This is a genomic window from Nocardiopsis alkaliphila YIM 80379, from assembly GCF_000341005.1.
GTDB lineage: Bacteria > Actinomycetota > Actinomycetes > Streptosporangiales > Streptosporangiaceae > Nocardiopsis > Nocardiopsis alkaliphila.
In genome coordinates this window covers 18,598-40,190 of the sequence record NZ_ANBD01000124.1, presented here as the reverse complement: position 1 = coordinate 40,190, position 21,593 = coordinate 18,598, and the positions used below count along the sequence as shown (strand labels likewise).

Here is a 21,593-nt window from a genome sequence, read left to right as displayed (position 1 = left end):
CGCCCGCCGGGGCGTCTACGGCAGCGCGCCCCGCCCGCTAGGAGGGGTCGCGCGTCAGGACGGGGATCACGTGTTCGGATACCTCGGAGTGGACCTGGTGGAGCCTGGCCTGGACCGCCCGCCGGAGCTTGGCCAAACACTCCACCAGGGTGATGTCATCACCCACCATCCCACCCTTGGCGATGGTCGGGGTCCCGTCGAGGGGACCGCCTCCGAGGTGACCGTGGACCGCCAGGGGAACGACCTCGCCACCGACCTCGAAGGTGTGTACGTCCAGCTCGTCCAGCACGCTGGCGACCAAGTCCCCACCGGTCAGGTAGAGGCCGCTGGGCAGGGCATGAGGGCCCACGGTGTCGGCGAGTTCGTTGACCACCTCGGCGACCAGACCCGCAAGGCGCCCGGGAAGTTCGGCGCGGGCCTGGGGCGGAAGTTCCCGGACGCGCTCGGCAGTGGTGACCATCCGTAGTACGCACAGTTCGGGAAAGCCCGAGGACGACAGGTGCTCGGTGAGTTCCTCGGCGACCGCGTCGGCGTGGTCACTGTCGGGGTCGCTGAGCGAAACGGCGTCGACGTCGACGAAGCGCACGGCTCCGGTGCGGGCCACGGTGGCCAGTTGCCGGTGGGTGAGTTCCGTGGTGCTGCCCGCCACCGCCAGCAGGGGCCCACGAGAACCGGCTTGGCCGCGCAGACGCAGGGCATAGGCCAACAGCGCCCCGGTGGGGCCCGGGTCGACGGTCACCCACACGGTGCCATCCGAGTGGTGCGCCTTGGCCGCGGCCTCGGCGATGTCGTTCAGGTGCTGCTCGGAGGCCGCGTCGCACACGACCACGGGTTCGTCACCGGCGAGGAGTTCGGCGGTGAGGATCTCCTGGGTGACCTGGCGCATGGGCACGTTGCGCACCGCCAGGTCGCTCTGCGCGCCCAGGATCTCGGCGACCACGCTGGTGGTCATCGGAGAGAGCGGATCCAGTGCCAGGTCGGTACGCTCTAGGGGAATCCCGTTGAGGAGTTGCGCCCCGCCCTCGGTGACGCGTCCGGCACCAGGGAAGGCGGGGGTGAACAGCACACGTACCCGGGTACCGGTGGGCACGCGTTCACGCACCGCGTCGTAGGCGGCCTCCACCTCGGCGCCCACGTTGCCGCGCAGGGTGGTGTCGGTGCGTTTGACCACCAGCCCGACCGGCCACACCGCTTCGATGACGTCGGTGACCAGGTCGGCGGCCTGCTCGGCGGGGACGTGGCGGCTATCCAGGTTGGCCACGACCACGTCGTAGTCCCCGGCGACCCGGCTGACGTGCTCGGGCGTCACCGTGGCCACGCGCATCCCGGTGCGGGCGAACCTCGCGCCGGTGGCGTTGGCGCCGGTGAGGTCATCGGCGACCACGAGAACCTGGGCCACGGGGAGTCTCCTTCGGTGGGTGGAAAAGCCTGGACCAGCCTCCTTCCAACATAGGGCCAAGCCAGGACGGTGGGAGCGTTGCCCACGGCCTCCCCTTCAACGTGCGTACCGTTGGAGAGGGCTGGTCAGTCGTGGGACGGTTCCACGATGGTTCGGGTGGCGGCGGAGCGCCGGGCCGCCTCGATGACCTCCAGTCCGTGGATCACCTCGTGCGTGTCCACCGGCAGCGGCTCGCCCTCCCCCACCGCGTCCCGCACCCCGGCGTAGAACTCCTGGTAGGCGCCGCGTTCACTGGGTACCGAGCGCAGCTCGCCGTCGATTCCGAGCGACCCCCACTCACTTTCGGGGACCACACCCCAGTCCGGGGTGGCGGGGCCCTCTCCCGCGACCAACCGGGCCTCTTGGCCGTCCATGCCCTGGCTGGTGTAGGCGGCACGGTCGCCCAGTACCCGGAACCGGGGTCCGTTCTGCGCGCTCAGCGCGCTCATCCACAGGTGTGAGCGGGTGCCGCGCGCATGCTCCAAGGCCAAGAAGACGTCGTCGTCGGCGTGGACTCCCTCCCGGTGGGCGTCCACCTCCGCGTAGACCGAGGCCACCGGACCGAACAGGTTGACCGCCTGGTCGATCAGGTGCGGGCCCAGGTCGTACAGCAGTCCCGCACCGATCTCCACGTCGCCGCTCTCCCGCCAATTCGCCTTGGCCCGAGGCCGCCACCGTTCGAAGCGCGACTCGAAGCGATGGACCCGCCCCAAGGTCCCTTCCTCGATGAGCCTCCACAGGGTGAGGAAGTCGGCGTCCCAGCGCCGGTTCTGGTAGACGGTGAGCACCTGGTCCAGGTCTGCGGCCAAGGCGGTGAGGTCACGGGCCTCCGATGTGGTGAGCGCGAACGGTTTGTCCACGACCACCGCAAGGCCTGCCCGCAGGGCCGCACGGGCCAGGGGAACGTGCGTCCGGTTCGGAGTGCTCACGACGGCGATCTCGTAGCGTCCGGCGTCCGCCCAGAGTTCCTCGACGGACGCGTACACGGTGATCCCGGGATAGCGCCGACTCGCGGCCGTCTGTCGGTCGGGCGAGCCGGTGACCACGGCGGACAATCGCAGACCGGGGACGGCGTCGATGAGCGGGGCGTGAAAGACCTCGCCGCCCTTGCCATAGCCGATGAGGGCCACGTGCAACTCGAGTCCGTCATGTGCGGTGGTGCCCTGACCGGGGCCGGTGGGTGCGTCGACCATGGCACCAATGTACTTTTCGGCTCCGGCGTGACTGCACGCCAAAGCCGGTCCTTCGACTTTGGAACCAGAGCAACACCTGGACAAAAGGGGAAAACGCAAGATTTCAGATTGTTACGCAAAATTTTACATTAAGCCTGGACAGGGAGCCTAAAGCAGACTTTCATCGAAGTCCGCATGACTTGGACCACACGCGCCGGACGGCGAGTGTCCCTGCCCTGCCGAAGGAGTCCCCTTGTCCAGATCCGGCTATCGTCCCGTCCTTTCCCTGGCCGCGGCCACCGGCGGTCTCGTACTGCTCGTCTCCGGCTGCAACTACCTCAGCGGCGGCGAGAGCGCTTCCGTGGACACCTCCGACATCGATTGCTCCCCCTACGAACAGTGGGAGGGCACCGGCGGCACCGTCTCCATCTACGCCTCGATCCGTGACGAAGAGGGCGAGCGTCTGGAGGAGGCCTGGTCCGATTTCGCCGCGTGCACCGACATCACCATCCAGTACGAGGGCAGCGGCGAGTTCGAGGCCCAACTGCCCATCCGGCTGGACGGCGGCAACGCCCCCGACCTGGCCTTCATTCCCCAGCCCGGTCTTTTGGAGCGATCGGTGGAGGACGGCCACGCCGTACCCGTCGCCGACGGTGTCCGTTCCAACGTCGAATCCGGTTGGGGCCAGGACTGGCAGGGTTACGCCACCGTGGACGGCGAACTCTACGGCTCCCCGTTGGGCGCCAACATGAAGTCGATGGTCTGGTACTCCCCCACCTTCTTCGCCGACAACGGCTACGAGGTCCCCCAGACCTGGGACGCAATGGTCGAACTCAGCGAGGACATCGCCACCGACGGCACCAAGCCCTGGTGTGTGGGCTTCGAGTCCGGCGACGCCACCGGATGGCCGGGTACCGACTGGATCGAGAACGCGCTGCTGCGCACCTCGGGCACCGACGTCTACCACGACTGGATCAGCAACGACGTCGCCTTCGATTCCCCCGAGGTCGTGGAGGCCTTCGACCTGGCCGACGGCATCGTCCGCAACGAGGACTTCGTCAACGGCACCTTCGGTGGTGTGGACAGCATCGCCGTCACCTCCTTCCAGGAGGCCGGGCTGCCCCTGCTCGACGGCGGCTGCGCCATGTACCTCATGGGTTCCTTCTACGCCGCGCAGTTCGACGAGGACGTGACGATCGGCGAGGACGGCGACGTCTACGGCTTCGTGTTGCCGGCTTTGGAGGCCGACGGTGAGGTGCCCATCATGGGCGGTGGTGAGTTCGTCGTGGCCTACGACGACCGCCCCGAGGTGACGGCCGTCCACGAGTACCTGTCCTCTGTGGAGTTCGCGAATCAGCGCGCCTCACTCGGTTCGTGGGTCTCGGCCCACCAGGACCTGGACCACTCCCTCCTGGCCGACCCCACCGACCAGTTCACCGCCCAGACGCTCGCCGACCCCGACACCGTCTTCCACTTCGACGCCAGTGACGCGATGCCCTCCTCCATCGGCACCGACGTCTTTTGGACCGCGATGGTGGACTGGGTGACCGGTTCCGACACCGAGGACGTCCTCGAAACCGTCGAATCGGCCTGGTAACCGGCCCTAGATCCGGGCGGGTGCGGGTGGCCCACCCGCACCCGCCCATCCACCCCAAGGAACCTGTCCATGGAGTTCTCGCTCCTGTCCGAGCTCCCCAAGCTCGTGTGGATGCTCATCGGGATCGCCGCGTTCCTGGCGGTCATCGGCCTGTTGCTGGTCGTCATCGACCTCCCCCGTACCAGACGGGACCGTTGGCAGGCGTTCTGTTTCCTCGCCCCCGCCCTGATCCTTCTGGTCGGCGGCCTGGTCTACCCCGTCGTGCGCACCACGATGCTCTCCCTGTACGACCGCACCGGTACCGAGTTCGTCGGCCTGGCCAACTACGCGTGGATGTTCCAGCGCCCCGAGATCCTCCTGGTGTTGCGCAACACCTTGCTGTGGGTACTGTTCGCTCCGGTACTGGCCACCGCCATCGGACTGCTGTACGCGGTGCTCATCGACCGTTCCCGGTTCGAGTCCATCGCCAAGTCGTTGGTGTTCATGCCGATGGCGATCTCGTTCGTGGGCGCCGGCATCATTTGGCGGTTCGTCTTCGCCTACCGCCCCGCCGACCAGGAACAGTACGGCCTGTTCAACCAGATCGTGGTCTGGTTGGGCGGTGAACCACGTCTGTGGCTGCTGATGCAACCGGTCAACACCTTCCTGCTGATCATGGTGTTGATCTGGGTGCAGGCGGGGTTCGCGATGGTGGTGATGTCCGCAGCGATCAAGGCGATCCCGGCGGAGATCGTCGAGGCCGCACGCATCGACGGGGCCGGCCCCTGGCAACTGTTCTTCCGCATCACCCTGCCCTCGGTCTGGCCCACCCTGCTGGTCGTCCTCATCACCATCACGGTGCAGACCCTGAAGGTCTTCGACATCGTCCGCACCATGACCGCCGGTAACTACGGCACCAGCGTGATCGCCAATGAGATGTACAGCCAGGCTTTCCAACAAGGCCAGGTCGGACAGGGCTCGGCCCTGGCCGTCTTCCTGTTCGTTCTGGTCATCCCGCTGGTGATCATCCAGATCCGGCGTTCGAGAAAGACGAGGGAGCTTCTGTGAGCCACTCGAAGCCCGCCTCCGGGGCCGGCACCCGAACGATCCCGGACGTACGCGGTGGCGCCGCCGCCCGTGTGCGTCGCCGATTGAGCGGCGGGGCCGCGAGTCTGGCCGCCCTGGTGATCGCCGCGCTGTGGACCCTACCGACCGCCGGGTTGTTCGTCTCCTCGTTCCGCCCGGCCGAGGACATCCGCACCACCGGTTGGTGGACGTTCTTCGCCGACCCCGAGGTGACCCTCGACAACTACCGAGACGTGCTGTTCGGTAGCGCCAGTGACGGACGCTTGGCCTCCTACTTCGTCAATTCGTTCGTGATCACCCTGCCGTCCACGGTGTTCGTGCTGGGGGTGGCGGCGCTGGCCGCTTACGCACTGGCCTGGATCGACTTCCGCGGGCGGGACTGGCTGTTCCTGGGCATCTTCGCGCTCCAGATCGTTCCGTTGCAGATGTCGTTGGTGCCGCTGCTGCGCTTCTTCTCTCAAGGAGTGTCCGTGGCCGGGGTCCAGGTGCTGCCGGCCTGGGAGTTGGGCGGCGCGATGGCGTTCACCAACGTGTGGGTGGCACACACCATCTTCGGGTTGCCACTGGGTATCTTCCTCCTGCACAACTTCATCTCACAGTTGCCGAAATCGCTGTTCGAGGCGGCACGCGCCGACGGCGCCGGGCACGGCACGATCTTCTCCCGGATCGTGCTGCCGCTGATCGCTCCCGCCCTGGTCTCCCTGGGCATATTCCAGTTCCTCTGGGTGTGGAACGACCTGCTCGTGGCGCTGATCTTCACCGGTGGTGACACCTCCACCGCCCCGCTGACCGTACGTCTGGCGGAACTGGCCGGCACACGAGGAGAGGCCTGGCACCGGCTCACCGCGGGCGCGTTCGTGTCCATGGTGGTTCCGCTGATCGTGTTCTTCCTGCTGCAGCGATACTTCGTCCGAGGATTGCTCGCCGGCAGCGTGAAGGGGTAGGGGCCGTCTTTGGATCGTTCTCCTCGCACCGTCGTCCACCAACCTCGGGAACGACTCCTGGGGGTCGGTCGTACTTCAGTCGAGCGAGCCGGCGAAGCACTGAACCGAACACCCCTAGCCGGCGTGGCGAGCGGAACGGGCGGCCTCCAGCGTGGTGGTGCGGTAGGCGGCACCGAACAGGCACAGATGTACCAACAGGGGGTGCAGCTGGTGCAGGGCCACCCGCCCCCGCCAGCCCGCGGACAGCGGCGCCACCTCGTTGTAGGCGTCGCGCACCCGGTCCAGGTGGGGCAGACCGAACAGGGCCAGCATCGCCAGGTCCGCCTCACGGTGACCACCGTGCGCGGCGGGGTCGATGAGCACCGCGTCGCGCTCACGCCAGAGCACGTTGCCGTTCCACAGATCGCCGTGCACACGTGCGGGAGGCTCGGGTTCACCGGCCAGTTCGTGCACCGAGTCGATGACCCGCTCCACCTCACGAGCGTCCCCTGGGGTGAGGGAGCCCTGATCCAGGGCACGGCGCAGATAGGGACGCAGACGTTGTTCGGCGTAGAAGGTCGGCCAGTCGGTGCTCAAGGTGTTGTCCAGCGGCAGAGGACCGATGTAACCGGGCCAGTCCGCGCCGTAGGAGTCCGTACCGGTCAGGTGCATTTCGGCGAGTTGTCGACCGAGCCGTTCGGCGGCCTCCGGGGAGGGCTCGTCCTCCCCCACCCAGGGCAACACGAGCAGATGATCGTCCCAGGCCAGCGGAGTGATCACCGGCGAACCGAAGCAGCGCCCCAACCACTCCAGGCCCCGGGCCTCCGCGGTGAGCACACCCGTGGCCGGCGAGCCCCGTGTCGTGGACTTGACGAACAGGCGGGTCCCATCTTCGAGTTCGGCGTAGGACAGGGTCCATTCGTGGCTGGTCCCGGCACGGGCCGCGCGCCGTACCGGCCGGCCCAACAAAGTGGACACACGGTCGGCGAGGGTGCCGGTCAAAGGGTCACGTCGAGGTCCCTCCGGATCCCGGGTCCCGTCCGGTCCGGAGGAGGGCGCGATCGGCTCGCCGTCCACACCATCAACCCCGCAACCGGGAGACGAGTTCGCCGGTCAACCCCTTGGACGCGGCCTCGACCATGTTCAGTACGGCGGTGAACCCATCATCGCCCCCGTAGTAGGGGTCGGGGACCTCGGGGTTGGGTCCGCCGCCCGGCGCGAAGGAGCGGAACAGACGCAACCGGGACATGTCGAAGCCGAACTCTTCTCCCCGTTCATCGATGACGCGGCGCAGGACGTCCATGTTGTCCAGGTCCATGACCAGGATCAGGTCCCGATCGGCCAGGTCCTGGGGGTCGAACTGGCGGGCGGTGTGACTGGTCAGGTATCCGTGCACGCGCAGGGTGGACGCGGCGCGAGGGTCCATCTCGCCGCCGACGTGCCAGTCGCCCGTACCGGAGCTGTCGACCTGGACCAGGTCGCTCATTCCGGCACGTTCGAGGTCCGCGGCGAGCACCTTCTCCGCCATCGGAGAGCGGCAGATGTTTCCCAGGCACACCAGACTGACGCGGTAGGGACCGGCGGGGTCACGAGGTTCCGGCAGGCTCATACTCCTTACCGTAACGAAAAACCGCCGCACCCACCCGTTTCGGCGCGGTGGCTCAGCCTTTGGGAAGACGCACCACGGTGACGAAGAAGTCGTCGATCTGCCGCACCACGCGGATGAACTGTTCGAAGTCCACCGGCTTGGGGACGTAGGCGTTGGCGTGCAGGCGGTAGCTGCGCAGCACGTCCTCCTCCGCCTCCGAGGTGGTGAGCACGACCACGGGAATGTGGGCGAGGTCGTCATCGCTCTTGACCTCCTCCAAGACCTCCCTGCCGTCCTTACGCGGCAGGTTGAGGTCGAGGAGGATCAGGTGGGGGCGCGGGGCATCCGCGAACTCGCCCTCACGGCGTAGGAAACGAAGCGCTTCGACGCCGTCCGAGACCACGTGCAGGCGATTGCCCAGCTTGTGTTCCTCGAACGCCTCCTTGGTCATCAGAACGTCACCGGGATCGTCCTCGACCAGCAGCACCTCTATGGGATGCACCAACATGACCTCGCTCAAGCTTCCAGACCCCTATACGGGCCCCGGCCCGTGACCGGGCGGTGCCGTACCGCCGGTGTCCTCGGATGGCGAAGGTCCTCTCCCCGGCGATTCATGGCTTGGGGGATCGGTCTCCGTCTCGGTGACGCCGGACTCTCGTGTGGTCGTCGGTGCCTCGTCCGCGGGGGCGGATTCGGCGGCCTCGACACCCCCGACGTCGTCAGCGACCTCGTCGGCCGTTTCGGTCTCCTCCTCGACGGTCGCCGCGGCCGTCTCCGCTTCGACGTCGACGGGCAGGGTCCAGCATATGCGGGTTCCGGTCCGTCCGGAGTCGGCCTCGTCAGTGGACCCTTCTCCCTCGGACCGCTCCACGTTCACCGAACTCGTGTCCAGCCACATTCGACCACCGTGGAACTCGATGATCTTCTTGCACATGGCCAGGCCGATACCGGTGCCGCCGTACTTGTCACGGGTGTGCAGCCGCTGAAAGATGACGAAGATGCGTTCGGCGTACTGGGGCTCGATACCGATGCCGTTGTCGGTACAGGCGAACACCCATTCGTCGCCTTGGCGTTCCACACTGACGTACACCTCGGGCGCGTCCTCACCACGGAACTTGACCGCGTTGCCGACCAGGTTGAAGAAGACCTGGGTGAGCAGGGTGCGATCTCCTTGGATGGTGGGCAGGTCGTCACCGGTGACCACGGCCCCCGCCTCCTCCAGACGGGTCTCCAGGCTGTTCAGGGCCTCACCCAAGGCCACGTTGAGGTCCACGGACGCGAAGTTCCTGGTACGTCCCACCCGGGAGAAGGCCAGCAGGTCGTTGATGAGGGTCTGCATGCGTTTGGCTCCCTCGACCGCGAAGTCGATGTAGGAGTCCGCGCGTTCGTCCAGCTGACCGTGATAACGACGCTGGAGTAGCTGACAGAAGCTGGCCACCTTGCGCAGCGGCTCTTGGAGGTCGTGTGAGGCCACATAGGCGAACTGCTCCAACTCCAGGTTGGATCGGCGCAGTTCCTCGGTCTGGTGTTCCAGGAGGGTGGACTGTTCCTGAAGCTTGCGCCGAGCCGAGGCGACTTCGTCCAGGTCTTGCACGATGCGTTCGCGCATGGCGTCCACGTCCTGACCGAGCCGGACGATCTCGGGTGGCCCGTGCAGGGAGATCCGGTGGGCGTAGTAGCCCTCGGACACCTGTCTCATGTGGCCGGCCAGTTCCTCCAAGGGTCGCAGCACCCACTGCTGGAGCATCACCCACAGGAACACCGATAGGAACACCACGACCAGACCGACGAGCACGAGCAACGCCACGACCTGTTGGGTGGCCAGGGTGAGACCGCTCTGTGCCTCGGCGATCTCGTTCTCCAGGTGGTTGGCGGTGTCGTCCGCGGCCCGGTTGAGTTCCAGGAAGAGCACGCGCCCGAGTTGAAGGTCCTCCTGGGTGGGTTGCTCGCCCTCGCGCACCTTCTCCGAGACCGGCTCGGCGAAGTCCCTGCTCCACACGTCGCCGGCCTCGATGAGCTCTTCGATCTTGGGTGCGACGTCCTCGTTCTCATCCGCCAGGATGGTGAGCGCGTTGCGGTACTCGGCCAGCGACATGCGCTGTTCGATGTAGGGCTGGAGGAACTCCCGATCCCCGGTCAGGATGTAGCCGCGCAGGGCGTGGTCCTGGCTGAGGTAGGCCGAACGGGCCTGCTCGACGGTACTCAGTCCAGGGGTGAGCGATTCGACCTGCAAGGCCAGGGAGTCGCGGGCTTGGAAGGCGGCCAAGGTGATCACCGACACCGCCACCACCAGCACGACGGCGACGACGGTCAGCAGGCTGGTGACCCTCCGACGCAGGCTCCAAGAGTTGCGAACGGTCTCCGGTCCCTGGTCGTCGAGCCCACCGACGACCAGGGAATCGTGGCCGTCCTCGAAGGTGTCCTCTCCCCGGTCCGGCCCCGCCTCCTGGTGTTCGAGGTCTGATTCGGGCTCGGGCTCGGTGTTCATGCCGCGGTCTTCCTCCCCCGGAGGTTCACTCCGGCTCTCCGTGGGTGATGAGCAACATCGCCACGTCGTCCTGGAGCGGCCCTCCGTTGCTGCGCTCCGCCTCGTCCACCAGGTGCTCGGGCAGGTCGTTCAGGGCGACCCCCTGGTCGAGTACCCCGTTGACCACGCGGCGTAGGCCTGCGACCTCCAGGCGCGCGGGCGGAGCACCGTCGTAGGCATCGACCAGACCGTCGGTGTAGAAGAGCAGTCCGGTGCCGCGAGGCAGGACCATCTCGGTGAACTCCTCTTGGTCGACCGGGAACACGCCCAGAGGCGGTTGGGGCACGGCCTGGATCTNGATCTCCTGGGCGGCACCGCCGGTGATGAGCATCGGCGGGGGGTGGCCGAGGCAGCGGATTCGGGCTCGCTCGCTGCCGGTGTCGAGGCTGGCCATGCACAGCGTCGCGTACATCTCCTCCTTCGCGCGCTCACTGGCCAGGAGTTCCTCGAGGTTGGGCAGAATGCGTTCCTCGGGCACCCCGCTCATGACGAGGGCCCGCCAACCGATGCGCAGGCTGACGCCGAGAGCGGCCTCGTCGGGGCCGTGTCCACTGACGTCACCGATGATGACGTGGGTGGTGCCGTCCTTTTCGACGGCGTCGTAGAAGTCACCCCCGACCAGGGCACGTTTGCGTCCGGGCCGGTAGTAGGCGCGGTGGTTCAGGGGTGAGCGTTCGAGCAGGACCTGGGGCAACAGACCGCGTTCCAGCCGCATGTTCTCGCGGGCACGCATGCGTGCCTCGCGCAGTTGGCGGGCGTTCTCGTCGGCTCGACGCCGTTCGAGGGAGTAACGCAGGCTACGGGCGAGGAGAGAACCATCGACCTGCCCCTTGACCAGGTAGTCCTGGGCACCGGCGGCGACCGCGGCGATGCCCTCGTGTTCGTCGTCCAAGCCGGTGAAGACCACGACGGCGGCCTGGGGTGCGCTCTCCAAGACCTCACGCAACAGCCCGAGTCCTTGCCCGTCAGGAATGTTGAGGTCCAGCAGAACACAGCCGCGAAAGTCCGTGAGGTGTTCGCGAGCGGCCTTGAGGGTGGTGACCCAGGTGATACGTGTGGCCAGTGGTGTGTCCGCGAGAAGCTCCTCGGCGAGAAAGGCGTCGCCGGGGTCGTCTTCGATCAGCAGGACGTCAACCGATTCGACGGTAGCCTCCACCCGCTCGTCCAAAATGGTGTCGTCACCCAGGGAGACGCTGCCGTTCACGGTAGCGCCTTCGGCTTCTGGAGCCGCTCCATCACCGATCGCCTTCACGGGATCGTGCTCTGTTCTCCTGGTATCCACTCATCGCCTCAAGGTTCGTGGCCCGTGGGGCGCGTCGCCATGCCACAGGGCCCGAGGACACCTCGGGCCTACTCGGCGGTTCGGACCACACGACATCCAAACGATAAACGCCTCACCGACCAGTTGACCAGCGGATGCGACGAGACACATCCAACGTCGCGATGGGGAACCGGGGGCCGGAACGGACCCCGGCAGGCGGTGGAGCACGCCCTTGTGGGGTCTTTCGCTCCTCAGGCACGGGCTCGGAACGTGCTCGTGCACGCACGGAGGACGCACTTTATGCGACGGAAGACACTACCTGGGACCTTCGCCTCGACTTTCCTGACAGGGCGTCGTATACGTGCTTGACAGGGACGCGTATCGAAATGACATCATGTCGTCAAAACTCCGAAGCAAGGGATGGAGAGCGCCGATGAGCGCGAGGTCTCCGATGCCGACACCGCCCCCCACCCTGGACGTCCCCGAGGCCTTCTCCGAGCGTCTCAAGACCGCCACCTGGAACCATCACGCGGCCGCCGAGCACCACGGTTTCACCAAGGCCCTGCTGGAAGGCGAACTCTCCCTCGACGGGTACACCGCGATGGTCGCCCAGCACCACTTCGCCTATGTCGCCCTGGAACGGGTGGGCCGCGTCTTGGCCCACGACCCCATCGCCGGCCGTTTCCACCATCCCGAACTGGAGCGTGTCCCCGCCCTGGAGGCGGACCTGGAGCACCTGCTCGGCCCCGACTGGTCGGAGCAGGTCGCGCCGAGCCCCGCCACCCGCACCTACGTAGCCCGTATCGAGCAGATGGCCGACCACCCTGAAGGGTTCGTGGCACACCACTACACCCGTTACATGGGCGACGTCTCCGGCGGCCAGTTCATCCGCCGCGTCGCCATCAAGACCTACGGTTTCACCAACGGGGCCGGGGCCGACTTCTACGACTTCGGGTCCTTGGGCAGCCTGCCCCGGTTCCGCGCCGGATATCGGGAGCGTTTGAACTCACTGCCCTTGAACGAAGACACCGCCGACCTCCTGATCCAGGAGGCCCGTTTGGCCTACCAACTCAACACCGAGGTGCTGGCCGACCTGGGCCGCCACCACTGCTGAGGCGGCGAATCACCACCTCCCATCGGTGGAGCCGACCGGGGCTCCTCGAGCATGCCACCATAGGAACCATGCCCAAGATCACGGCTCCCACCATCGCCGCTCACCGTGCCCGCACACGGGAGCGCATTCTGGCGGCCGTCGACGAGCTGACCAGGTCCCAGGGGATCGACCGTGTCTCCATGACCGACGTGGCCGGCACCGCGGGCATCACCCGCACCGCGCTGTACAACTACTTTCCGGACAAGTCGGCCCTGCTCTTGGCATTCACCGAGCAGGTCAACGCCGCGTTCGTGGAACGGTACAGAAGCGAGCTTCCTTCGGGGGTGTCCGCCGCGCGACGCCTGTCGGCCTTCCTACGCCTCCAGTTGGAGGGGCTCCTCGCCCATCCGCACCCGCCCGCCGCCGAACTGGGGGCCAGCCTCGGCCCGGACGCCTACCACGCCCTGGCCGCGCACGTGGCCCCGATGCAGCGCCTGCTCACCGAGGTCTTGGAGGAGGGCGTCCTGTCCGGTGAGTTCGACCGCCTCCCCTGCGAACGTGTCGCCGGGCTCACCTTGTCCATGGTGGGCTCCCAACGGCTACCCATGGTCAGTGGTGAGGCCGACCTCGCCGATACCCACGCCTTGGTGACCCGGTTCGTCCTTCGCGCACTCGGGGTGGAGACCGAAACCATCGACACGATCCTCCTCGACACACCCCCGACCATCACCTTGGGTGATGGCATATAAGCATTATGCGATAAGGGGCATGACGTAACCACGGGTGGCCAGGGGTGGCCACTGTGAAACCGCATGAACGTGAGACTCACGGGGAACGAGTCGGTTCAGCCCGCCCCCGCCCGGGCCACCCACCCGTCCACCCTCGAAACCCCGTGAGGCCCTCTCCGACGTGTCCCTCGTACTGATCGTCTTCGGCGCCGCCCTGGTGTCCCTCGCCATGTTCAACAAAGTGCCCCAGTTCGTTCCCGGGCGCGCGCCCGCTCCCCGGACCGGTGGTGGGGTCGCCACCGCCCAGCGCGCCGCGACCCCACCACGGCTACGTCTGGTCGACGCCCGACTCACCGAACAGGGGCGCGCGGTGTTCACCGCCATCGGCGGCAGCGCGCTGATCATCGCGTTCTTCCTGGCCCTGTCAGGACTGTGAACCGTGCTCGTAGGGGCCACCGGTGTCCTGCGCCCGAAGTTCGTTCAACGACCGGGTAGGCCCGTTTCGTGAGTAAGCGCGGGCCAGTCGGATGCTCGCGGCCCACCTCGTCTCGCGCGGTGTCGGCGCCGACCCGCTCCGAGCGCGCCCGAGCGGCGGACGGCTCTTCGGGCGCCGGCCATACGTAGCAGCAGTCCACCGGCGAGCGTGGCCGCGATCCCGCCCGTGGCCACCGCGGCCCGAGCCAGCCGCTCACGCGCACGTGCGTCCCGCCGGGCGGTGGCCTCGGCCCGGGCGCGTTCGCTCCCTCGGAAGGCCCCACCGCACAACAGCGGATCGAGTTCATGGGAGCGCCACCGGGCCGACCAGTCCCTCAACGGCGACCACTCCTCAGCGCTCGGGGTCGTGCGCGATTTGAACCGCACCGGCTCCTCCTCGGGCACCTTCCCTTGTAGGAAGCGTGGGGAAGGTCCCACGTAGTGCAATTCACCCGGAGCGTTGGCGATCATCTCCACCAAAAGCCGGGCGCAGGCTCGTGCGTCCCCCAATGCGGTGTGCTGCCCGGTAGGCCAGTCACCGCTGAGCAGGTGCGAGGCGCGCGGCAAGGAGTAATGCGTCAGGTCCAGCTGGGAACGCAGGGCCCGCAGCGTGCACAGACCCGCCTGCCCCGCCGGCAACCCCGAGGGCACCAACTCCGCGGCGAGGAAGCGCTCTTCGAAGTCCAGGTTGTGACCGACCACCACCGCCCCCGAGAACAACCGGGCGATCCGAGGAACGAGCCGCGCGACACGAGGGGCACCGATCACGTCCCCCTCACCGATTCCGTGGAACTCCTGGCCGCCCATTGGCGCCCGAGGATCCACCAGGGTGCTGAACTCCTCGATGACGCGGCCATCACCGCGTACCCGAACCACGGCGACCTCCACCAGGCGAGCGCCCTCCTTCGGATCGAGGCCGGTCGTCTCCACGTCCAGGACCGCGTACTCCAGGTCCGCCGCCCGCGTTCCGACCCTTCTGCGGGTCAGCGCGCCCGTCCGCAGCGTTCCCATCGTCTGTCCCAACTCCTCGTATCGCACACCGTCCCGGCGGTCTCACCACCGGCAACGACCTTACTGCCCAGGTCCGACAGCATTGGTCCCGGACCGGCCCCTCGGACGGCCCCACGAAACCATGAAGAGGTGACCGACCCTAGGGAAGAAGAGCGTAATTGTGTACGTTTCTACGCGTGCCCGGTATCGATCGGGGCCCGGTCATCTCCGGACCCCGTCCGGACACCCCACGTTCGGCCCACAAGGCGAGGAGATCCCCGACATGGCCCACCCCCCGCTTCCCGGTTACGTCCCCCTGGCGGAGGTCATCCGTTCCGGAATGCGCGAGAGCGTCCACTACGGCACGGTCGTGGGGCTGTCCCCCGAAGGAGAGATCTCCTACGCGCGCGGTCCCGTGCACGACCCCATGTTCCCCCGCTCGGCCGCCAAACCCTTCCAGGCGCTGGCCATGCTGCGGGCCGGCGCGGACCTTCGGGGACCGGCCCTGGCGATCGCCGCGGGCAGCCACGGCGGGGAGGACTTCCATGTGGCCGAGGTCGAACGCATCCTGGCCTCGGTCGGGCTCGACGCCGACGTCCTCGGTTGCCCAGAGGACATCCCTGGCCCTGGGGAGGCCCGCAGGACCTTCCACGCCGAGGGCCGCTCCCCCTCTCGTCTGTACATGAACTGTTCGGGCAAGCACGCGGGAATGCTCGCCGCCTGTGTCGCCCAGGGCTGGGACACCGACGGCTACCTGGACCCCGAACACCCCTTCCAACTGTCGGTCCACGAAGCGATCGAAGACATGTGCGCGGAACGGGTGGCGCACACCGCCGTCGACGGTTGCGGAGCGCCCCAACTCGCCATCTCGCTCGTGGGGCTGGCCCGGGGAGTGCAGAGTATGCGCATGTCCCCGGAGGGCGGCCTCGAACGCTCCGTACCGGAAGCGATGAGCGCCCACCCCGAGTACGTCTCGGGTACCGACCGGATCGACACCGAACTGATGCGTCGTATGCCCGGACTGGTCTCCAAGGTCGGTGCCGACGGGGTACTCGTGCTGAGCGCCCCCGGCGGTGAGACGGTCGCCGTCAAGATCAGCGACGGTGACGCCGAACAGCGGTCGCGTACGCTGGTCGGCGTCACCGCCCTGAAGGCCTTGGGCGTGGACGTGGACCCCATCGCCGACCACCTCACCACCGACGTCCACGGTGGTGGACGAGTCGTGGGCCGGGTGCAGGCCCTGTAGCGAGCCCCGTCCCCCATGGACGGACCGACACCAACGACGTGGAAGGGGAAGTGCGCGGTGTCCGACACCCTGGAACGAATCGTCATCGCCGGGGCCGGGATGGCCGGCCTGCACGCGGCCGAGGCCCTACGTGAACGAGGCTTCGAGGGCCGTTTGACCCTGGTGGGCGAAGAAGCGCACCGACCCTATTCGCGCCCGCCGCTGTCCAAGGAGGTCTTGACCGGGGTCGGGATGGATCCGGCCATAGGCGGGCCGGGGTGGCTGGTCGGGCACCGGGCGCTCAGCCTGCGCGAGGACTCGGTGCTCGATGAACTGGATCTGGACTGGCGACTCGGTGAGCGGGCCGTGGGGCTGGATCCGGTGGCCCGCGAAGTACGGGTGGACGGCCCCGAGGGCACCACCCCTTTGCGCTATGACGGGCTGATCGTGGCCACCGGGGCGCGGGCCGGACGCCTTCCCACGGACCTGGCCGGGGTACACGTCCTGCGCACGCTGGAGGACGCCGAAACGGTGCGTTCGGCCTTCGACTCCGCCGGACACCTGGTGGTGGTCGGGGCCGGGTTCGTCGGTGCCGAGGTGACCGCGAGCGCCCGTGCCATCGGCATGGAGGTGACCCTCGTCGAGGCGGCACCGACCCCTCTGACCCGAGTGGTCGCCCCGGTGATCGGCGACGTCCTCACACAGATGCACCGGGACAACGGTGTGGACGTGCGCCTGGGAGTGGCCGTGACCGGAGTCGAGGGCGCGGGCCGGGTGGAGCGGGTCCACTTGTCGGACGGTTCCACGGTCGAATCCTCGTTGGTGGTCGCCGGGATCGGTGTGCACCTGAACACCGAGTGGCTGCGCGGCTCGGGCGTGGAGTTGTCGAGAGAGGGGGCGGTACTGTGCGACCGGTACTCGAAGACCTCCCTGCCGAACGTCTACGCCGTCGGAGACCTGGCGAACTGGCCGCACCCCCGCTACGGCGGCAGGATCCGACTGGAGCACTGGACCAACGCGAGCGAACAGGGGGCGGCGGCCGCCCACAACCTGCTCGCCGGTTCGGGAAAAACGCCCTTCACCCCGGTGCCCTATTTCTGGTCCGACCAGTACAAGAAGAAGATCCAACTCTTGGGGCAGGGCGCCCCGGCGGATCGGGTCACCTTCGTGCACGGGTCGCCAAAGGACCGGAAGTTCGTGGCCTTCCTGGGGCGCGGGGGGATGCTCACCGGGGTGTTGGGCCTGCGCTCCACCCCGCGCACCATGCGTTACCGGAGCCTGCTGGAAAAGCCCACCACGTGGGACGAGGCCTTGGTCGCCGCGGGCGTCAGCCCCGCAGTGTGATGGCCCGCTTGGGGCACAGCCGCTCGGCCTGGCGGACCTTGTCGTGGAGGTTCTCGGCGGGCTCCTCGGTGAGCAGGTACAGGTAGTCGTCGTCCCTGACCTCGAACACCTCGGGGGCCGCCCCCATGCACAGGGCGTTGCTCTCACACTGGTCGTAGTCGACTTCGACTCGCATGACCACCTTCTCTCGTCCTGGGGGTGTGCACTACTCGGCGAAACGGTCGGTGGCCTCGATGAGCCGGTCGAGGATGCCCGGTTCGCTGAAAGCGTGCCCGGCGTCGTCGACGATGTGCAAGTCCGCCTCCGGCCAGGCTCGGTGCAGGTCGTAGGCGGTGCGCACCGGGGTGCACACGTCGTAGCGGCCTTGGACGATCACCCCGGGGATGTGGCGGATCCGTTCGGCGCCCTCGATGAGCTGATCGGGGGTGAGGAACCCCCTGTTGTGGAAGTAGTGGTTCTCGATCCGAGCGAAGGCCAGCGCGTAGTCCTCGTCGGCGTAGTTCTCGCGTAGCGTCGGGCTGGGAAGCAGGGTGATGGTGGAGCCCTCCCACACGCTCCACGCTCGGGCGGCCTCCAAGCGCACCTTCCGGTCCGGGGAGGCCAGACGGCGTGCGTAGGCGGCGATGAGGTCGTCCCGCTCCTCTTCGGGGATGGGGGCCAGGTAGGACTCCCACAGGTCCGGGAACAGGTTGGAGGCGCCGTCCTGGTAGAACCAGCGCAGTTCCCCCTCCCGCAGCGTGAAGACACCACGCAGGATCAACTCGGTGACGCGTTCGGGGTGCTTCTGGGCGTAGGCCAGGGCCAAGCAGCTGCCCCAGGACCCACCGAAGACCTGCCACGCGTCCACGCCGACCATCTCGCGCAAACGCTCGATGTCCTCGACCAACGTCCAGGTGGTGTTGGTGGCCAGGTCCACGTCCATCCGACTCGCGTGCGGGGTGGAACGGCCGCAGTTGCGCTGGTCGAACAGCAGGATGCGGTACTTGTCCGGGTCGAAGAGCCTGCGATGGTTCGGGGCGCAACCCCCGCCCGGGCCCCCGTGCAGGAACACCACGGGCTTGCCGGTGGGGTTTCCGCACAGCTCCCAGTAGACGCGGTGCCCGTCACCGGTATCGAGCATCCCCGAGTCATAGGGCTCGATGGGTGGGTACAGAGTGCGCAAGGTGTGGCCTTTCGTGACTGTGACGGGCTCCGGTCGGTCCGGGATCAGAGCCGGTCCAAGAGCTCCGCCTTCTTCGTGCTGAACTCGTCCTCGGTCAGCAGCCCTTCGGCGTGCAGGCGTCCGAGTTCGCGGATCTTCGCGAAGACCGCTTCATCACCATCGACCGGGGTGACGGCCTCCAATTCGGGGGGTGCCTGTTCCCGGGCGATGTGGCTGTTGACGGTGGCGGCCATCAAAAGGGTCTCGTCGCTGCCTTTGAGGCCGTGGGAGACCAGCGTGAAGAAGTCGTTCTCCAAGTCTGTGGCCTCGGGGAGGCTCACTCCGCTCAGGACCACTCGCAGGTGCCCTTCGTCGAAGTCGACCTGGGGGACCCAGGAAAGGCCCTCGATGTCGGAGAGCCGGTATTCGCGGGCCTGTTCCCGTTCCTTGGGGGTGCTCGCCAACCAGCCATCCCACTGAAGGCGCACCCGGTCGCCGTCGAAGGAGGCCGATCCTTCGGCGGTGCGCACCTGCAGGGGCGGACGGGCCACCAGGCCTCGGGCGACCTCGGTCGGGTCGAGGGGGCCATCGAGGGTCTGGCGAGCGTAGCGGGAGGATGCGGTCAGCTGGTCGGCGAAGTACTCGGTGACCAACTCACGATCGTGCGGGCCGGTGAGCAGAAGCGGGGTGGAGGCCTTGCCGGTGGCGTCCAGTCGGGTATAGGGGTCGGCTCCGTCCATCAGGTGGAGTCGCAGTCGCCACCCGCGTTTACGATCACCGGGGTGGAAGTCCACGTCCTTCACCGCGGCCAACGGCAATTCGCAGTGGCCTAGTGCCTTGTACAGCTGGGGCACCTTGCGTCCCGCCCCGAAGGCGATGCGCAACGTCTCCTCGTCGAACCGCCAGATCGCGTGGTGTCCGTGTACTTCCTCCATGGTCCACCACCTTAGAGGGGATGGGGAAAGACACGACCCCCTTAGTGACCCCTCTAGACGGAAACTTCCGAATACGAACGAATGCGAGCAAGGCGTCACGAGGACCCCTAACGGGTAGAACCACAAAGGCACGCCCCGTCCCACCGTTCCAGGACGGTGGCCGTCAGTGGGTGGTGCGCCCGGTGCACCGACCCCGAACCGGAGGTCTTCGATGGCTAAAGGGATGTCCGAGGGGGCGCGGGAGTTCCGCGCCGCGCGGGACCTGCTCCTACGTCACCGGGAGGACCAGGAGAGCGCCCACCGGGAATTCACCTGGCCCCGGACCGAGCACTTCAACTGGGCACTCGACCACTTCGACCAGGTGGCGGCCACTCGTCCCGACCGTACGGCTCTGTGGCTGGTGGAGAAGGACGGCACCCAGACCCGGCACACCTACCGAGAGTTGTCCGAACGTTCCGATCAGGTAGCGAACTGGCTGCTCGGCCAGGGGGCCCAGCCGGGTGACCGGATCATGGTGGCCTTGGACAACCAGGTCGAACTGTGGGAGCTCACCCTCGCCGCGATCAAGCTGGGTCTGGTGCTCAGTCCTACGTCACCGACCCTGTCCGAAAGCGACCTGGTGGACCGGCTGGATCGGGGGGACATCTCGCATGTGGTCTGTTCCCCGACCGAGACCGAGCGCTTCGAGTCACTGAGCGGCCACTGGACCCGGATCTGCGTCGGCTACATGGACGGGTGGCTCAGCTACCCCGACTCCGAACACGCCGGGCTGGAATTCCACCAACCCCGGCCGACCTCGTCCGATGACCCCTTGTTGCTGTACTTCACGTCCGGAACGGCGTCCCGCCCCAAACTGGTCACCCACACGCAGAGTTCCTATCCGGTCGGACACCTGTCCACCATGTACTGGTTGGGGCTCCAGCCCGGCGACGTGCACCTCAACATCTCTACGCCCGGATGGGCCAAACACGCCTTCGGTAGTGTCTTCGCCCCCTGGAACGCAGAGGCGACCGTCCTGGTGGTGAAGCAGGATCGTTTCGATCCCGTCACGTTCCTGGACGCCGTGGTGCGCTGCGGGGTGGACACCCTGTGCGCTCCGCCCACGGCGTGGCGGATGATCCTCCAGGTCGACCCGGGGGCCTGGAAGGTCGGGCTGCGTGAGGCCGTCGCCACGGGCGAACCGCTCAATCCCGAGGTGGTCCGTCGTATCCAACAGGCGTGGGGACTCACCGTGCGCGACGGGTTCGGGCAGACCGAGACCACCATGCTCATCGGCAACGGTCCCGGTCAACCGGTGGCCATCGGTTCCATGGGGCGACCACTGCCCGGCTACGACATCGTGATAGCCGATCCGGCCACCGATGAACCCGCCGAATCCGGGCAGATCTGCGTGGATCTGACCAACGACCCCGTCGGCACTATGAGCGGTTATCCGGACGAGCCCGAGCGCACCCGGGAGATGGGGCGCGGAGGCCTGTACCGCACCGGGGACATCGCCACACGCGATTCGCACGGCCACATTACCTATATCGGCCGAATCGATGATGTGTTCAAGGCCTCTGATTACCGCATCTCACCATTCGAACTGGAAAATGTTCTGGTAGAACACGAATACGTGGCCGAGGCGGCGGTGGTGCCCTCCCCCGACCCACTGCGGTTGTCGGTCGTCAAGGCGTACGTGACCCCGACCGAAGGAACGACCCCCGACGCCGAGAGCGCCCAGGAGATCCTTCGGTACGCGCGCGAACGACTGTCCCCCTACAAGAGGGTTCGCCGTCTGGAGTTCGGCGACCTACCCAAGACCACCTCGGGTAAGATCCGACGTGTGCAGCTGCGACAGGCCGAGGCCGAACGCGGCACGGTCACCGACGGCACGCGCAACCCGCGCGAGTTCTGGGAGGAGGACCTCCCCGGGTTGAAGGAATGATCCCTCCTCACCCGAACAGATCGGGAATGGCAGCCTGAGCCTTTTCGTCTCGAATAATGAGACATCGTTCACGGCAATAGCGAATGTGGCCTTTCCCATCCCCGTGAACCGGTGGAATCACTCACGTGACCGTGTGGGCCCGGATGTGCCGCGCTACGGTTCTAC

At 67.2% G+C, this 21,593-nt stretch carries 20 protein-coding genes; 9 read left to right on the top strand and 11 right to left on the bottom strand.

Going from position 1 to position 21,593, the window contains the following annotated elements; translation table 11 throughout:
* Positions 1–37: 37 nt before the first annotated feature.
* Together D472_RS0117480 and D472_RS0117475 are read right to left on the bottom strand one after the other, a co-directional pair.
* A complete protein-coding gene (locus tag D472_RS0117480; protein ID WP_017605765.1) occupies positions 38–1,399 on the bottom strand; it encodes a four-carbon acid sugar kinase family protein in 1,362 nt (453 codons plus the stop codon).
* A 125-nt stretch (positions 1,400–1,524) separates the two neighbouring features.
* Positions 1,525–2,631 carry a Gfo/Idh/MocA family oxidoreductase gene (locus D472_RS0117475; protein WP_017605764.1) on the bottom strand — a complete coding sequence of 369 codons (1,107 nt, stop codon included), beginning with the start codon at positions 2,629–2,631 and terminating at the stop codon, positions 1,525–1,527.
* Positions 2,632–2,863: 232 nt separating this feature from the next.
* Here D472_RS0117475 and D472_RS0117470 point away from each other — a divergent pair, with 232 nt between their 5' ends.
* From D472_RS0117470 to D472_RS0117460, 3 genes are all read left to right on the top strand, one after another.
* The gene (locus D472_RS0117470) at positions 2,864–4,207 is read left to right on the top strand and encodes an ABC transporter substrate-binding protein (protein WP_017605763.1); all 1,344 of its coding nucleotides are present in this window, start codon (positions 2,864–2,866) and stop codon (positions 4,205–4,207) included.
* 69 nt (positions 4,208–4,276) lie between these two features.
* Positions 4,277–5,254 carry a carbohydrate ABC transporter permease gene (locus D472_RS0117465; RefSeq protein ID WP_017605762.1) on the top strand — a complete coding sequence of 326 codons (978 nt, stop codon included), beginning with the start codon at positions 4,277–4,279 and terminating at the stop codon, positions 5,252–5,254.
* Entirely contained in the window at positions 5,251–6,216 is a 966-nt protein-coding gene (locus D472_RS0117460; RefSeq protein ID WP_017605761.1) for a carbohydrate ABC transporter permease, read from the top strand. Before D472_RS0117465 ends, D472_RS0117460 begins: the two co-directional genes overlap by 4 nt.
* Positions 6,217–6,330: 114 nt before the next feature.
* Here D472_RS0117460 and D472_RS0117455 read toward each other — a convergent pair whose 3' ends face one another.
* The 5 genes from D472_RS0117455 to D472_RS0117435 are packed head-to-tail and all read right to left on the bottom strand — an operon-like array spanning position 6,331 to position 11,562.
* Positions 6,331–7,272, bottom strand: a complete 942-nt coding sequence (locus D472_RS0117455; RefSeq protein WP_017605760.1) for a fructosamine kinase family protein — start codon at positions 7,270–7,272, stop codon at positions 6,331–6,333.
* A 4-nt stretch (positions 7,273–7,276) separates the two neighbouring features.
* Positions 7,277–7,804: a low molecular weight protein-tyrosine-phosphatase gene (locus D472_RS0117450; protein WP_017605759.1), complete on the bottom strand. Its 528-nt coding sequence runs from the start codon at positions 7,802–7,804 to the stop codon at positions 7,277–7,279.
* 52 nt (positions 7,805–7,856) lie between these two features.
* A complete protein-coding gene (locus D472_RS0117445) occupies positions 7,857–8,291 on the bottom strand; it encodes a response regulator (RefSeq protein ID WP_017589192.1) in 435 nt (144 codons plus the stop codon).
* Between the two features lie 24 nt (positions 8,292–8,315).
* Positions 8,316–10,271: a sensor histidine kinase gene (locus D472_RS25840; RefSeq protein WP_017605758.1), complete on the bottom strand. Its 1,956-nt coding sequence runs from the start codon at positions 10,269–10,271 to the stop codon at positions 8,316–8,318.
* A 25-nt stretch (positions 10,272–10,296) separates the two neighbouring features.
* Positions 10,297–11,562 carry a PP2C family protein-serine/threonine phosphatase gene (locus D472_RS0117435; protein ID WP_017605757.1) on the bottom strand — a complete coding sequence of 422 codons (1,266 nt, stop codon included), beginning with the start codon at positions 11,560–11,562 and terminating at the stop codon, positions 10,297–10,299.
* 442 nt (positions 11,563–12,004) lie between these two features.
* Here D472_RS0117435 and D472_RS0117430 point away from each other — a divergent pair, with 442 nt between their 5' ends.
* The 3 genes from D472_RS0117430 (at position 12,005) to D472_RS0117420 (ending at position 13,828) form a co-directional block, all read left to right on the top strand.
* Entirely contained in the window at positions 12,005–12,685 is a 681-nt protein-coding gene (locus tag D472_RS0117430; protein ID WP_026117810.1) for a biliverdin-producing heme oxygenase, read from the top strand.
* 68 nt (positions 12,686–12,753) lie between these two features.
* On the top strand, positions 12,754–13,413 hold the full coding sequence (locus tag D472_RS0117425; RefSeq protein ID WP_017605755.1) for a TetR/AcrR family transcriptional regulator: 660 nt from the start codon (positions 12,754–12,756) through the stop codon (positions 13,411–13,413).
* A 160-nt stretch (positions 13,414–13,573) separates the two neighbouring features.
* Complete coding sequence (locus D472_RS0117420) at positions 13,574–13,828, top strand: hypothetical protein (protein ID WP_017605754.1); 255 nt, start codon at positions 13,574–13,576, stop codon at positions 13,826–13,828.
* Positions 13,829–13,872: 44 nt separating this feature from the next.
* Here D472_RS0117420 and D472_RS25835 read toward each other — a convergent pair whose 3' ends face one another.
* Positions 13,873–14,877: a 3'-5' exonuclease gene (locus D472_RS25835; protein ID WP_051046020.1), complete on the bottom strand. Its 1,005-nt coding sequence runs from the start codon at positions 14,875–14,877 to the stop codon at positions 13,873–13,875.
* A 262-nt stretch (positions 14,878–15,139) separates the two neighbouring features.
* Here D472_RS25835 and D472_RS0117410 point away from each other — a divergent pair, with 262 nt between their 5' ends.
* Complete coding sequence (locus D472_RS0117410; protein ID WP_017605752.1) at positions 15,140–16,102, top strand: asparaginase; 963 nt, start codon at positions 15,140–15,142, stop codon at positions 16,100–16,102.
* Between the two features lie 57 nt (positions 16,103–16,159).
* The gene (locus D472_RS0117405; protein ID WP_017605751.1) at positions 16,160–17,425 is read left to right on the top strand and encodes an NAD(P)/FAD-dependent oxidoreductase; all 1,266 of its coding nucleotides are present in this window, start codon (positions 16,160–16,162) and stop codon (positions 17,423–17,425) included.
* Here the strand turns inward: D472_RS0117405 and D472_RS0117400 are convergent.
* Genes D472_RS0117400 through D472_RS0117390 form a run of 3 tightly spaced genes read right to left on the bottom strand, consistent with a single transcriptional unit; the run spans position 17,409 to position 19,501 of the window.
* Complete coding sequence (locus D472_RS0117400; protein WP_026117809.1) at positions 17,409–17,600, bottom strand: ferredoxin; 192 nt, start codon at positions 17,598–17,600, stop codon at positions 17,409–17,411. The genes D472_RS0117405 and D472_RS0117400 overlap by 17 nt on opposite strands.
* A 30-nt stretch (positions 17,601–17,630) precedes the next feature.
* Entirely contained in the window at positions 17,631–18,587 is a 957-nt protein-coding gene (pip, locus tag D472_RS0117395; RefSeq protein ID WP_017605749.1) for a prolyl aminopeptidase, read from the bottom strand.
* Between the two features lie 44 nt (positions 18,588–18,631).
* Positions 18,632–19,501, bottom strand: a complete 870-nt coding sequence (locus tag D472_RS0117390) for a DUF4429 domain-containing protein (RefSeq protein WP_017605748.1) — start codon at positions 19,499–19,501, stop codon at positions 18,632–18,634.
* 211 nt (positions 19,502–19,712) lie between these two features.
* Between D472_RS0117390 and D472_RS0117385 the strand changes: the two genes are divergently transcribed.
* Positions 19,713–21,428, top strand: coding sequence for an AMP-binding protein (locus D472_RS0117385; protein ID WP_026117808.1), 1,716 nt, complete (start codon positions 19,713–19,715; stop codon positions 21,426–21,428).
* Positions 21,429–21,593: the final 165 nt, after the last annotated feature.

Bases quoted from the DNA above. Each gene is read 5' to 3' on its own strand.
- D472_RS0117425 (WP_017605755.1), top strand. From the start codon at position 12,754: ATGCCCAAGATCACGGCTCCCACCATCGCCGCTCACCGTGCCCGCACA.
- D472_RS0117465 (WP_017605762.1), top strand. From the start codon at position 4,277: ATGGAGTTCTCGCTCCTGTCCGAGCTCCCCAAGCTCGTGTGGATGCTC.
- D472_RS25840 (WP_017605758.1), bottom strand. From the start codon at position 10,271: ATGAACACCGAGCCCGAGCCCGAATCAGACCTCGAACACCAGGAGGCG.
- D472_RS0117445 (WP_017589192.1), bottom strand. From the start codon at position 8,291: ATGTTGGTGCATCCCATAGAGGTGCTGCTGGTCGAGGACGATCCCGGT.
- D472_RS25835 (WP_051046020.1), bottom strand. From the start codon at position 14,877: ATGGGAACGCTGCGGACGGGCGCGCTGACCCGCAGAAGGGTCGGAACG.
- D472_RS0117430 (WP_026117810.1), top strand. From the start codon at position 12,005: ATGAGCGCGAGGTCTCCGATGCCGACACCGCCCCCCACCCTGGACGTC.
- D472_RS0117390 (WP_017605748.1), bottom strand. From the start codon at position 19,501: ATGGAGGAAGTACACGGACACCACGCGATCTGGCGGTTCGACGAGGAG.
- D472_RS0117400 (WP_026117809.1), bottom strand. From the start codon at position 17,600: ATGCGAGTCGAAGTCGACTACGACCAGTGTGAGAGCAACGCCCTGTGC.
- D472_RS0117385 (WP_026117808.1), top strand. From the start codon at position 19,713: ATGGCTAAAGGGATGTCCGAGGGGGCGCGGGAGTTCCGCGCCGCGCGG.
- D472_RS0117475 (WP_017605764.1), bottom strand. From the start codon at position 2,631: ATGGTCGACGCACCCACCGGCCCCGGTCAGGGCACCACCGCACATGAC.
- D472_RS0117410 (WP_017605752.1), top strand. From the start codon at position 15,140: ATGGCCCACCCCCCGCTTCCCGGTTACGTCCCCCTGGCGGAGGTCATC.
- D472_RS0117450 (WP_017605759.1), bottom strand. From the start codon at position 7,804: ATGAGCCTGCCGGAACCTCGTGACCCCGCCGGTCCCTACCGCGTCAGT.